Consider the following 12,784-nt stretch of genomic DNA (forward strand, 5'->3'; position numbering starts at 1 on the left):
GGCGTCGCTGCGACGAGTCGAGTCGGGCGTCGTTCCACCGGCTCCGGACCGACTCGACGAGGTGGGAGGGGCGTGTCGGATCGGCTTCGGACCAGCACGACGAGGTCGGGTGCTCGAGGCTACGATCTCGCCACCGACCGAGGGGGAACAAGGAACATGGCACGCAACAGATATCACGACTACCTCCGAGCGGTTCCGCTCTTCGCCGACGTCGAGGAGGACGATCTCGACGCGATCGGTTCGGCCGTGACCGAACTCCAGGTGAAGGCCGGCGACGTGCTGATGCGCGCAGGCAGTTCGGCGCGCGAGATGGTGATCGTCCTCGAGGGTGAGCTGTGCGTGATGCTCGGCGACACCGAGATCGCCACGATCCCGAGCGGCGGGTTCGCCGGCGAGATGGGTCTGCTGGCCGACCGGCCACGCAACGCCACCGTCGCCGCCAAGACCGACACCCGCATCCTGCACATCGACAGCCGCTCGTTCGACAACGTGCTCAACGAAGCGCCCCAGATCGCCGTCAAGATGCTTCCCGTCGTCGCCAAACGCGTCGTCGAGAACAACGCCCGCCACTCCGACTGAACGAGAACCAGCCACACGGTGCCTGTCATTCGGTGTCTGTCATTCGGTGTCAGACACCGATTGCAACGTGTGGTTCTCGACGTAGGGGCCGAGCAACTGCTCCATCCGGAGGTGCTCGGGGATGCGATCGACGCCGATCGTGCGGTCGATCTGTTCGTGCAGGTGCCAGATCCGGCGCTCCTGGTAGTTGATCGGGATGCCGCGCAGCGCCGGTGACTCCATCGAGGCCTGCATCGGTGCCATGTTCATCTCGTCCTCGGCCATGATCGAGTCGTAGGACCGCTTGCGGGTGCGCCACCCTTCCGGCAGGTCGTCCGGGTCGAAGCGGTCCGACCCGTCGCCGGGGAGGCCGTAGTAGATCCAGTCGAGGCGCGTCGTGTGTTCGTCGATCGGCCAGAAGACGTTGATCGGGAACCCGATGCGACCGAGCGGGATGATCACGTTCGGAAAGATGCTCACCGCGCTGCTGGTGCAGTCGACCATGCCCGGCACGCCGTCGATGGCCGGCATCGAGCCGTGGTCGAGTTGCTTCCAGTCGTCCCATCCGTCGAGGCCGAGCCGCGCGACGTTCTGCTTCGAGAACGGGGTGATCATCCGGCTGTGACCGTTCGGGTACAGCCCCATCGCGGCGCCACGGTTGTCGAGCACGCTCACTCCGTCGTGGGAGTGGATGTGGCGGAAGTGGTACACCTCGAGGAACGCCTCGGCGGTGACCTTCCAGTTGCACGGGATGATCCGCGACTCGCGGTACACCTCTCGCAGATCCTCGGCGCGGAACGGATCGAGCATCTCGCGGGCGGGGCCGATGAAGTCGGCGAGCGGCGCTGCGTCGAGGTCGCGGTTGACGAACACGAATCCTGCGTACACGTCGCATCTCGCACGCGGCAGGCATCGCTGCTCCCAGTCGAGGTCGACGAAGTCGCGTTCGTCGGGGACCGACACCAGGGTGCCACCGTCGACCTCGTAGGTCCACGAGTGGTACTGACACCGCAGGCGGCGCGACGACCCGTGGGTGTCGCGCACGACCGGAGCACCCCGGTGCTGGCAGGTGTTGTAGAAGCAGTTGACCGCGCCGTCGGTGCCGCGCACGATCAGCAGTGGCACGCCGAGGTCGTCGAAGGTGAAGTAGTCGCCCGGTTCGGCCACGTCCTCGGCACGACCCGCGATCACCCAGGTGTTCGGCCAGAGGTGTTGCTGCTCGAGGTCGTGGAAACTGCGCGACGTGTGCCGCTCGGTGGGGATGTCGTGGAAGGCGGGAAACCCGACGGGTGGAGCGGTGCGAGCGAACTCGTACGTCATGTCGGCCTTGAGCCGCGTGATCAGCGTGTCATCCATCGTCGGTCGCGTCCTCGTCGTCGGTGCTGTCGTGTGTGCTGTCGTCGGTGCTGCCACCGGTGATGCGGGTGGTGGTCGCTCCGGCCGGCGATCCAGCGAACATCGCTTCGGAGTCGAAACCGATCCGCGTGTCGACGTCGATGCGCACGACGACACGTCCCGGCGAGTCGAGGTGGGCGACGAACGCCGCTTGTTTGGCGGTGTCGCCGGGGCGGACCTTGGCGGCGAGGACCGGAGAGAACCAGGCCAGCGTGGCGTCGTCGTCGAGCACGGTCGCCGTGCCCTTGTACGTGACCGCCTGGCTGATGCCGATGTCGGTGCCCCGGCTGCTCACGGCCACCGCGACGCGCGGGCGGGCCTCGATCGCGGGGACCCGCTTGCGGCGGCGGGTGCACGTGAGCCAGAACGCACCGGCGTGCCACACGAAGTTCATCACCACACCGACCGGGTCACCGTCTCGGGTGGTCCACATGAACACGCACTCGGTCTGGGTGGCCAACAGCGTCGCTTCACGGTCGTCCGACAGCGTGAAGCCCGACACGTCCTCGTAGCTGTCGGTGTAGCCGCCGCTGCCGCTGCCGCCGCCGCTGACGCTGCCGGAGTCGCCGACGGTGTCGTGTGAGTCGTCGTCACCGGACTCGTGGTCGGTCGGTCCGACGATCGCCGTGTCGGCTCCGGTGCCCATCAGGGCCTCGCTCCCCGGCGACGTGGTGGCCCGATCCGCGTCGACACTCTCGGGGTCGACACTCTCGGGGTCGACGCTCTCGGGGTCGGCGCTCCGACCGATGGTGTGATCCCGGACACACACTAAGTTTCGTCGCCGACGTACCGCCACGACGAAGGGGACCGACATGACCGATGACACCGCCGCACTGGACGGCTGGATCACCGACACGGAGATCAGCACACGGTTCCCGTACTACACGCGTGCGAATGCGGACGAGGTCGGTCCCGAACCCTTCAGCCCGCTCGGGTGGAGTCTCGGCTGGATGAAGGGATGCATCCCGGGGGTGGCCAAGGGGTTCATCGCCTTCGGTGTGGTGACGGCGGACGAGTTCGCCGTCGACCCGCCCGAGGTCTTCGGCAACTGGGGCGGCTACTTCTACAACCAGCTGTCGTTGCCGCGGGTGATGGGTGCCCGGATGCCCGGGGCCAGCCCCGACGCGATCGACCAGGCGTACTTCGGCGACCACCCCGGCGTGCCCGACTACATCGAACACCCCGACGACGAGAACCCCGAGCAGAGCGCGAAGCTCGCCGAGACCATGGGCTGGGCGATGAGCACCCCGAGCTTCCCCGAGCAGGAGGAGGCCTCGGCCACCTCGCTGCGCATCGTGCGCGAACGGCCCGACCTGTCCGCCATGTCGAACGCCGAACTCGTGGCGCGCGCACGAGAGGTGGCCGGCCCGAACCTCGACGACGCGTGGACCGTGTACTGCCAGTCGGCGCTCGGATCCTCGCTCGGACCCGGTGCCGTGCAGGCGATCTGCGCAGCGATCGGCCGAGGTCCCGACGCGGTGAAGTTGATGACCGCAGTCGGCGGCATCGAGTCCGCTGACGCGCCGAGTGCGATGTGGGCGATCTCGCGCACGGTGAAGAACTCGAGTTCGCTGTCGGCCGAATTCGACGCAGGGGTCGACGGACTGCTCGACCGTCTCGGGGACGCCGACGACGCCGACACGGCCACGTTCCTCGATCAGTGGACCGAACTGATCGCAACGCACGGGCACCGCGGCCCCAACGAGTGGGACCTCCGCCCGCACTCCTGGACCACGAAGCCGTCGATGCCGCTCGGGATGATCGAGCGGATGCGCCACCAGAGCGACGACCACTCGCCGACGGCCGCGCAGGAACGCGGAGCCGCGGAGCGCGTCGCGCTGACGACCGAGATCCTCGCGCTGGTCGAAGGCGACGCCGAAGCGCACGGCACGCTGCAGGCCGGCATCGCCTCGGCCGCCGTGTTCTACAAGGCGCGCGAACTCGGCAAGAACTCGTGCATCCGACTCATCCACGAGGCGAAGCTGGCGCTGATGGAGGTCGGCGGCCGCCTCACCCGTGACGGCCATCTCGATGATCCGCAGCAGATCTTCATGCTGGTCGACGACGAGCTCGACGCATTCCTCGACGACCCGTCGTCGATGATCGACACGATCCGCGAGCGCGGCGCGAAGTTCGACCACCTGCACACGGTCGAGCCGCCGTACATCGTCGGCAGGGAGGGCGGTGTGCCGCCGATCTCGTCGTGGGGTCCGCGCGGCGGCCGCAAGGCCGAGCCGGGTTCGGTGGGCGACGTGCTGCAGGGGGCGATGGGCTCGCCGGGCAAGGTCACCGGCACCGCTCGCGTGATCCTCGATCCGTCCGATGCGGGCGACTTCGGCCCGGGCGACATCATGATCGCCCCGACCACCGACCCGTCGTGGGTGCCGCTGTTCCTCGCCGCCGAGGGTGTCGTGGTGAATGTCGGAGCCGTGGCGAGCCACGCCGCCATCATGTGCCGCGAGCTCGGCCTGCCGTGTGCGGTGTCGGTCCACGACGCGACGGACCGCATCCCCGACGGTGCCACCATCGAGATCGACGGCTCGACCGGCACGGTCACCATCATCGCCCTCCCCTGATCGATCGGAACCGCAGCCTCCTCGCCCTCCGGCGGCGTCGGTCCTGGCGGTGATCGGGTCTCGGGGAGCGCACGCCCGGCAGGTGCTCATCGCTTCGACGACGTCCGTGGTCGACCTCCCGGTCGATCAGGCGGTGGATCCGCCGTCGATCACGAGCAGGTGTCCGCTGACGAACCGGGCCAGATCGGACACCAGGAACAACACCCCGCAGGCGATGTGGTCGGGCTGGCCCGCGATGCCGACCGGATTGGCAGCGATGCGCTTGTCGATGTCGACGCCGCTCGCGCGCAGCGGAGCCAGCTGTTCCTGCACGCCGGGCGTGTCGATGATCCCGGGCGCGATGGCGTTCACGCGGATGCCCTGCGGGCCGAGTTCGTTGGCGTGTGCCCGGGTCATCGCGACCACCGCACCCTTCGACGCTGCGTACGCCGAGATGTTGGCACCGCCGCCGATGGCGGCCACGGACGCCATGTTCACGATCGCTCCGCCGCGTGGCATCCGGTCCGCCGCTTCGCGGGTGGCACTGAACTGGGCCCGGACGTTGACGTCGAGCATGTGGTGCACGAACTCGTCGCTGACCCGAGCGACGGGGCCGGTGGTCGGGAAGATGCCGGCGTTGTTGACCAGGATGTCGAGTCCGGCGTCGCCGGCTGCGGCGTCCACGGCGCGAGCGAGCTCGGACGCATCGGTGATGTCGCAGCGCGCGAAATCGGCTCCGATCGCATCGGCCGACGCCTGCGCGTCCGGGTCGAGGTCGGCGACGGTCACGTGGGCGCCGGCCTCGCGCAGGCGTGCGGCGATGGCGGCGCCGATGCCCTTGCCGCCGCCGGTGACGAGCGCCCGCTTGCCGCCGAGATCGATGAGGTCCGTGAGTGCAGGTGTGGGCATGGCTCGGTTCCGTTCCGTTCAGTTCAGTTCAGTTCAGTTCGTGGTGTCGGTGCGTGAGAACAGTGCGTCGACCATCCGGTCCACGATGGCGTCGATGGCGTCGATGGCGTCGGGTGGCCCGGCGACGGGTCCGATGCCGGTCACGATCCCGCGTCCGACACGGCCCGTCCGTGGGCCGCTGCGGCGGGCATGATCCCGGCGTCGCCACGCCGCCACAGGACCGTGAGCGTGACGCCGGTGACGAGCCACCCGACGGGACCGAGTTCCGATCGCACGAGCGTGTCGTCGTAGTAGCCGCCGATCGTGAACCACGACGTGGGGTCCTCGGGTCGGTACACGTGGTGGGCCTGCATGTACATCCGGCAGCGAGCGTCGTCGCCGTCGATCTCGGCGATCGGGTTCGTCATCGAGTGCTGCGTGGCGTCGAGTCCGGTGAACAGCGGCACCACGCTCGCCACCCACTGGTCCGCCGTGACCGTTGCGGGTGCGCGGTCGCTGTACGACGAGAAGTCGATGGCGACCTCCGGAGCGAAGATCGACCGGTACAGCTCGAAGTCGCGCATGTCGATCCCGGTCGCGTACCGGTACACCGTCTCCGCGACCGCCAGCCGGTCCGAGACGCTCATGGCAGTTCCTCTCCGAGACTCTCCATCGATCCGGGTACGAACTCGGTGACGTGGACCTTGCTGACCCCGTGGTACGCCACGCCGACGCACCCGTCGCCGGACCGATGCGTCCTGTCGCCACGTCCCACGTCGACCCCCATCGATCTGAATGAATGATCATTCCTACTCGTGCCGGTCCGACCCTCGCAACTCGTCGGTCGACCGGCACGGAGCTCGTCACGAGCGGGCGCGCGCAGGAGGTTCACGCGCCCGGCCGTCGCCGTCACCGTTCTCACGAACGGCGTGCGCCGACGGGTCACCCGGCAGGGCCGACGAGTTCCGATGACAGCGGAGCGGGCCACGAGTTCGAGCGGGCGGTCCGGCGACACCACACGTGTGCCAGGTAGGTGGCCGCGACCACGATGATCACGTCGCCGATGCTGAACACGTTGGCGAGGGGCCAGTTCGCAGGGATCGCGAACACGTCGCCGAGGAACGCGAGGCGGGCGTCGGCGTTGACATTCGAGTTCTCGAACGCGGCTCCGGTCAATTCGGGGAGGCCCGCAGTTCTCCACGCTGCCGGCGATGAGTGCCACGACGGTTCCGCCGACTGCGGCAGCGCGCAGTACGGGCGAGGTGATGCGCCATTTGATGGCTTCGGGTTCTCTTCCTGACAAGCCAGCTGACACATACGGTTGGACCGAACGAGGGAACATGCCTGCCGATCGTGGCTGCGAGCCGCGACGGTCGCAACGGTTGCAACGCTCAGCAAGGTCGCGGGTCCGGGTCGGACGGGTCAGCCGATGAGGGAACGCATGCCGCGAGCGACCGCGTGGACGTGGTCGTGGGCGGGCCGACCCCATGCGGACTCGTTGCACACCTCGAGCCCCCACGGGACGTCGACGCCCTTCGCACGCAGCAGGTCGACGAATCCGGTCACGTCGAACTCGCCGAGGCCGGGCGGAACGCGGTGGCGGAGGCAGTCGTCTCGATAGTCGAAACCCGAACCCGCATCCGGGGCGCGGCGAGGACCGTCGCTCATCTGGACGCCGGTGATCAGCTCGCCGGGGATCGCTTCGAGCAGGGAGACGTCGTCGGCACCGCGGACGTGATGCCAGATGTCGACACAGACGCCGCCGTTCGGTCGTCCCGCCTCCTCGACGATCCTCTGCGCGTCACGGGCGTCGACGATGTTCGTGAAGGGGAGGAACTCGAGCCCGACCACCGCTCCGTGGTCGGCGGCGCGGTCGCACAGGGCTCCGAACCGGACCGCCGCGTCGCGGATCGACCCGTCGTACGACCCGATCGCCTGCACGTAGCGCGACTCGAAGATGTCCACGAGGCTCCACACGACGGCTTCGAAGGCGAGTTGTTCCTCGGTCGGAGCAGCGCGTCCCCAGTGCGCGAGCACCTCGATCTCGGCGAGACAGATCGATGCCGTGTCGAGTGCGTCGCCGAGTCGGGACGGCGACCAGCCATCGTCGGCCAGTGCGATCCACTGCCCTGCGAACAGCCCGATCCCCGCGAACCCGGCTGCACCTGCGGAAGCGATCCGATCGTCGAGATCGTGGTTGCGTTCGAGGCTGAAATGACTCAGCACCAGGTCGTCCCCGGTGAGCGACCGTGGTGCACGCGCCGTCACGTCCGAGCTCCGAGTCCCGCGTCGAGGGCGGCGAGCTGGCGTTCCGGTGGCCACGTCTCGGGGTCGAACAGTGCCTGGAGGGCGATCCCGTCGACCAGCGCGATCAGTCGCTCGGCCTCCACCACGTGATCGTCGGGCGATCGGGCATCGTCGGGGCTCGCCGGATCGCCGCCGACTTCCCGGTCGGCCACGAGGCCGACGAGGTGCGACCGGAACTCCCGGTAGGCGTCGCGCTGCACGAGTTGCAGTTGGGGTTCGGCCGACGCGTGGGCGGCGAACGCCACGGTGACCGTCCAGTGCAGGCGGCCCTCGTCGTCGAGCGGGAGTGCGTTCGTGAGCGAGGTCCGGATCTCGTCGCCTCGGTTCGAGCTCTTCGGGTCGCCGCGTCGGGCTCGCCGCCGTTCGAGCGACGTCTCGAGCGTGAACGCGAGCAGGTCTCGCTTGTCGGTGAAGTAGTGGGCGAGCGTCCCCGTGGTCCAACCGGCCTCGGCGGCCACGGTGCGCAGCGACGCGCCCGCGACCCCGCGTCGGGCGATGACCGCCGCTGCGGCCCCTGCGAGTTCGAGTCGGCGCTGGTCCACGTCCACGATCTTCGACATTGACGCAAGATATCACAGCTGTTATATCTTGGGGAACGACACGAACGATGGAGAGATCTGATGGTGCACATTCCGACACGCGGTGACGTCCCCGTCCGCCTCGGCCCCGGCGTCCGGCTACTGCCCGACCACGGCCCGAGCACGATGCGCGCCGACGTGTACACCGATCCCGTCCGCTTCGAGCTCGAACGTGAGCGTGTGCTCGCACGGCACTGGATCCTGGCCGGCCGGTCCGAGCAGATCCGTGAGCCGGGTGACTGGCTCACGTTCGAGGGTCACGGCGAGACCGTCGTCGTCACCCGTCAGCAAGACGCCACCCTCGCCGCGTTCCACAACGTCTGCCAGCATCGTGGTCCGGCGATCGTAGGCGAGGCGGTCGGCTGCGGAGCCAAGCGTTTCACGTGTCCCTACCACGGCTGGGTGTACGACACGACCGGCCTCGTGGTCGGCGTCCCCGATCGCAACGACTTCGATCCGCACCATCTCGACGGGCTCCGGGCTCCGGCGGTCGCAGCCGACGAGTGGGGCGGCTGGGTGTGGATCAACCTCGCCGGACCCGACGATGCAGGGTCGCTGATCGACGCGATCGGCCCCGAGATCTCCGCCGACCTCGGCCGCTTCGCCATGGAGGACATGGTGCTCCACGACGTGATCGAGTTCGACGTGCCCGTCAGCTACAAGGCGATCGTCGACGGGTTCAACGAGATCTACCACACCAAGCAGTTGCACGGCGTCGACGCCACGTGGGTCAAGGCGGCACGGGAGACGTCGTTCCACATCGTCGACGACAACTACATGTGCTTCGTCCCGCGTGCCGACCACCTCGACGAACTCGCGGTCGACCGTGACCACCACCAGCACGCGATCTGCCACTACCTCGTGTTCCCGAACACGGTGTTCAACTGCAACCCCGAACACATCCAGGTCTTCAACCCGATCCCGATCGACGTCGATCGCACCCGCTTCCTGTGCTGGGAGCTGATCTACCCCGGCGACCGCGACGACCCAGAATACGCCGAGTACTTCGACCGCACGATGAAGCACTGGAAGGGGTTGCAACGGGTCGTCGGTGAGGACATCGGCATCTACGAACAGTTGGAACGGACGAAGCGATCGTCGGGGTACACGCGACACGTCCTCAACGACCGAGAGTGCAAGATCGCGCACTACCACGAGAACATGGACCGCAAGCTCCGCGACTGACACCGTTCGACTCCCCGGCGCCGAAGCAGCGGCTGTGCAGCGAGGCGCTCCCGGTCTGTTGCGCTGCGAGCCGCTCGTTCGTTGCGAAGTACCTTCGAACGCGACATCGAAGAGGGGGGAACAGGGGGATCGAGGATGACCGAACAGGGCATGAGTGAGAACTGGGCGACGCTGTGGGAGGCGTTCGCCGACGCCCAGCCCGAGCACGTGGCCGTGGTGATCGGTGACCACGAGCGGACCTGGCGTGAGTTGGACGACCGTGCCGCCCGCCTGGCCGCTGCGCTCGCGTCCCGCGGTTCGGGCCTCGACACGCGGGTCGCCCAGTTGATGTACAACTGTCCCGAGTACCTGGAGTCGGCGTACGCCGCGTTCAAGTTGCGGGCATCCCCGGTCAACGTCAACTACCGGTACAAGGCGCCGGAGATCGCGTACGTCTGCGACAACGCAGGCGCCGAGGTGCTCGTGTTCCACGGCTCGCTCGCGGATCGTGTCGACGAGGCCCGCTCGATGATGCCGACCGTGACCACCCTCGTGCAGGTCGACGACGGGTCGCCGCTGATCGACGGTGCCGAGTGGTATCACGAGATCGTCGACGCGACGGGGCCCGCGCCGCGGATCGAACGGTCCGGCGAGGACACGCTGATGCTGTACACCGGTGGGACCACCGGGAATCCGAAGGGCGTCGTGTGGCGCCACGTCGACCTGTTCGGCGCTCTCGCGTACACATCGTACGCCTCGGCGGGCATCGAGATCCCGACCACACCCGCCGACGTCGGTCGGATCGCGGCGGAGTTGCAGGCCGATGGCAAGTCTCCGGTGATGCTCTGCGCCCCACCGCTGATGCACGGCACCGCCCTGTTCCTCGCGATCGGCGCGTTCGTCATGGGTGGCACGGTCGTGTTGCTCGGCGGTCGGTCCTTCGATGCCGACGAACTGTGGAAGCTCGTCGATCGGTACCGGGTCACGCAACTCTCGCTGGTCGGCGACGCCTTCGCCCGCCCGCTGAACGAATCGGCTGCTCGGGCCGGGAGTGAGGGTCCGGATCTCTCGTCCGTCGCACGCATCGTGTCGACGGGCGCCACGCTGTCCGCCGAGCAGAAGCGCGCCTTCCAGGAGGTGATGCCCCAGGCGATGATCTTCGACATGATCGGGGCGTCGGAGGGCGGACCGTTCGCGATCTCGATGACGATGCCGGGAGCCGAGCCGCCCGAGACGGCGGTGTTCACCGCCCCGCCGAACGTGGTCACGATCGATCCGCTCACGAACGGGGTCATCCCTCGGGGCAGCACGGAACCCGGCATGCTCGGCGCCTCGGGACCGATGCCGCGCGGGTACTGGAACGACGAGGCCAAGACCGCCGACACGTTCCGCACGATCGACGGTGTGCGCTACACGGTGCCCGGCGACTTCGCGACGATCGCCGAGGACGGCACCGTCACGCTGCTCGGCCGTGGGTCGGTGTGCATCAACTCGGGTGGCGAGAAGATCTACCCCGAGGAGGTCGAGGTGGCGGCGCGCCGGCATCCGACCGTGATCGACGCCAACGCCGTCGGCGTCCCCCACGAACGATTCGGCGAGTCGGTCGTGCTGGTCTGTTCGGTCTCGGAACCGACCGGCGCAGACGAGATCATCGCCACGATCAAGCAGTCCATCGCCGACTTCAAGGCGCCTCGCCAGATCGTGTTCGTCGACGAGGTCTACCGGGCCCCGAACGGCAAGGCCGACTATCGCTGGGCCAGGGCACAGGCCCTCGCAGACTGACCACGTCCCTCAACTCTCGCCGATCGACGCGTACCGGGAGTCCGAGTGGAGCCGACCCTCCGGCAGCCCCAGTGCCGAGGTGGTCCAGACCCAGACCCGCCACATCAAGCGGTCGACGTCGCGGTACGGGTCGCGGCCGTGCATCATCCGGTAGTTGTCGAACACGACGACCTCGCCGGTGTCCACCTTGAAACGCGGTGCGACCTCTCCCGCAGCGGTGACCGCAGCGTGCCACCGTTCGATCATCTCGGAATCGGCCACGGCATCATCGCTGTCGGCAGCGGGCCTCTGGAACGGGAACCGCCGCAGCATCAGCCGACCCCCGCCGTTGTCCATCACCAGCGGCGAGAGAGCACCGTGCATGTCCGGTTCGGTCTGGTCGATCGGGACCAGCGACATCCGGTGCAGCAACTCCTCGCCACCGGGGCGTGAGCGCAGTTCCTCCAACACACGGTGGCCGTCGACGGCGTACGACTCGCCTCCGACCCCCGATGCCTGCGCACACGAGAGCAGGAAGTAGTCGGGGTACAAGTCCCCGTAGGCGAATCCGTCGGTGTGCGGTGGGAGTGGCGTCGTCTCGTCGATCATCGCCGCCGTCCGGTCCTTCACTCCTCCCGCCCGGACTTCGGCGGGTTCGGGGATGGCCACGACGCGCTCGGCGAAGATCGACCGCGCAGCAGCGACTGCGGCGTCGGCGTCCGGGTCGCATCCGACGAGGACGGCGACGCCGTCGCGCTCGACGGCGCTCATCACCTCGGAGGGGTCGGAGCTGCGACAGGGGGTGGTCATGGACGTCTTGCTCACAGGGTCTCCTCGTTCGACTGATTGAACCGCTCGATTCAACAAAGGTAGACATCGTCGATGTCGCAGGAGTGTCCCGAACGTGACGACCGCGTGTCGAGCGGTCCCGACGCCTCGGTTACCGTCGGCGCCGTGCAGAACGAGATGCCCGAGCGCGATCGACTCCTTTCGCTCGTCGCCGACTACTGCCTCCTGAACGGCGTCGCCACGCTCACCCTGAGGAGTCTCAGCGATGCAGTCGGCACGAACAACCGCATGCTGCTCTACTACTTCGGTTCGAAGGAGGAGATGATCGCCGAGGCGCTCACGGAGGCGAAGGCGCGTTTCCCCGGCGTGGAGAGGGCATTCGAGACTCTCGCCGATCGCGAGCTGGGGCTCGTCGACCGACTGCAGTCGGCGAGGCGGTCGATCGCTGCGCCCGACAACGTGGAGTACCTCCGACTCTTCTTCGAGGTGTTCGGGCTGGCGGTCCGTGAACCGGAACGGTACGCCCACTTCATCGACGGCGGCCGATCGTGGCCGCGCCGGATCGCACGCATCCTCCGCGCCGAGGGCGTGCCGACGGCCGAGGCGCGGTCGATGGCGCGTGAACTGGTGGCGCTCTGGCGAGGGATGCAGTTCGACCTCCTCGCGAACGGCAACCGCAAGGCGGTGGAAGAGATGCACGACGATGCGGCCGAGCGGTTCGCTGGGCGGGTGGCGCTGTGCGTCGGAGTCCCCGCACACGTGTGAACCGTTCGGTTCATCATTCACATT

Annotated in this window: 13 protein-coding genes; 5 read left to right on the forward strand and 8 right to left on the reverse strand. The window is 68.1% G+C overall.

The genetic code is table 11. The features are described from left to right. Window positions 1-156: 156 nt before the first annotated feature. Window positions 157-579 (forward strand): cyclic nucleotide-binding domain-containing protein, encoded by a 423-nt coding sequence (locus ABJK40_RS08395; protein WP_348479776.1) that lies wholly within the window; start codon window positions 157-159, stop codon window positions 577-579. 39 nt (window positions 580-618) lie between these two features. On the opposite strand, the gene ABJK40_RS08400 is transcribed toward ABJK40_RS08395, so the two are convergent. Both ABJK40_RS08400 and ABJK40_RS08405 read right to left on the reverse strand, forming a co-directional pair. Continuing rightward, complete coding sequence (locus ABJK40_RS08400; protein ID WP_348479775.1) at window positions 619-1,914, reverse strand: aromatic ring-hydroxylating dioxygenase subunit alpha; 1,296 nt, start codon at window positions 1,912-1,914, stop codon at window positions 619-621. Beyond that, window positions 1,907-2,599: a pyridoxamine 5'-phosphate oxidase family protein gene (locus ABJK40_RS08405; protein WP_348479774.1), complete on the reverse strand. Its 693-nt coding sequence runs from the start codon at window positions 2,597-2,599 to the stop codon at window positions 1,907-1,909. Before ABJK40_RS08405 ends, ABJK40_RS08400 begins: the two co-directional genes overlap by 8 nt. A 166-nt stretch (window positions 2,600-2,765) precedes the next feature. Between ABJK40_RS08405 and ABJK40_RS08410 the strand changes: the two genes are divergently transcribed. Continuing rightward, on the forward strand, window positions 2,766-4,529 hold the full coding sequence (locus tag ABJK40_RS08410; RefSeq protein WP_348479773.1) for a PEP-utilizing enzyme: 1,764 nt from the start codon (window positions 2,766-2,768) through the stop codon (window positions 4,527-4,529). A gap of 126 nt (window positions 4,530-4,655) precedes the next feature. Here ABJK40_RS08410 and ABJK40_RS08415 read toward each other — a convergent pair whose 3' ends face one another. The 5 genes from ABJK40_RS08415 to ABJK40_RS08435 form a co-directional block, all read right to left on the reverse strand. Continuing rightward, complete coding sequence (locus ABJK40_RS08415) at window positions 4,656-5,417, reverse strand: SDR family oxidoreductase (protein ID WP_348479772.1); 762 nt, start codon at window positions 5,415-5,417, stop codon at window positions 4,656-4,658. 140 nt (window positions 5,418-5,557) lie between these two features. Further along, window positions 5,558-6,043 (reverse strand): nuclear transport factor 2 family protein, encoded by a 486-nt coding sequence (locus ABJK40_RS08420; protein WP_348479771.1) that lies wholly within the window; start codon window positions 6,041-6,043, stop codon window positions 5,558-5,560. Window positions 6,044-6,338: 295 nt separating this feature from the next. Continuing rightward, window positions 6,339-6,572: a DUF5317 family protein gene (locus ABJK40_RS08425; RefSeq protein WP_348479769.1), complete on the reverse strand. Its 234-nt coding sequence runs from the start codon at window positions 6,570-6,572 to the stop codon at window positions 6,339-6,341. Window positions 6,573-6,818: 246 nt separating this feature from the next. Continuing rightward, window positions 6,819-7,664 (reverse strand): TIM barrel protein, encoded by an 846-nt coding sequence (locus ABJK40_RS08430; protein WP_348510226.1) that lies wholly within the window; start codon window positions 7,662-7,664, stop codon window positions 6,819-6,821. Further along, window positions 7,661-8,263 carry a TetR family transcriptional regulator C-terminal domain-containing protein gene (locus tag ABJK40_RS08435; protein ID WP_348479767.1) on the reverse strand — a complete coding sequence of 201 codons (603 nt, stop codon included), beginning with the start codon at window positions 8,261-8,263 and terminating at the stop codon, window positions 7,661-7,663. Before ABJK40_RS08435 ends, ABJK40_RS08430 begins: the two co-directional genes overlap by 4 nt. Window positions 8,264-8,323: 60 nt before the next feature. On the opposite strand from ABJK40_RS08435, the gene ABJK40_RS08440 reads away from it, so the two are divergent. Beyond that, window positions 8,324-9,466, forward strand: a complete 1,143-nt coding sequence (locus ABJK40_RS08440; protein ID WP_348479766.1) for an aromatic ring-hydroxylating dioxygenase subunit alpha — start codon at window positions 8,324-8,326, stop codon at window positions 9,464-9,466. Between the two features lie 135 nt (window positions 9,467-9,601). Then, window positions 9,602-11,227, forward strand: a complete 1,626-nt coding sequence (locus tag ABJK40_RS08445; RefSeq protein WP_348479765.1) for an AMP-binding protein — start codon at window positions 9,602-9,604, stop codon at window positions 11,225-11,227. Between the two features lie 9 nt (window positions 11,228-11,236). Here ABJK40_RS08445 and ABJK40_RS08450 read toward each other — a convergent pair whose 3' ends face one another. Continuing rightward, window positions 11,237-12,016 (reverse strand): TauD/TfdA family dioxygenase, encoded by a 780-nt coding sequence (locus ABJK40_RS08450; RefSeq protein WP_348479764.1) that lies wholly within the window; start codon window positions 12,014-12,016, stop codon window positions 11,237-11,239. A 72-nt stretch (window positions 12,017-12,088) separates the two neighbouring features. On the opposite strand from ABJK40_RS08450, the gene ABJK40_RS08455 reads away from it, so the two are divergent. Further along, complete coding sequence (locus ABJK40_RS08455) at window positions 12,089-12,760, forward strand: TetR/AcrR family transcriptional regulator (protein WP_348510227.1); 672 nt, start codon at window positions 12,089-12,091, stop codon at window positions 12,758-12,760. Window positions 12,761-12,784 lie beyond the last annotated feature (24 nt).

The sequence above is a fragment of the Ilumatobacter sp. genome (genome assembly GCF_039969435.1).
In the GTDB taxonomy this organism is placed as follows: Bacteria; Actinomycetota; Acidimicrobiia; order Acidimicrobiales; family Ilumatobacteraceae; genus Ilumatobacter_A.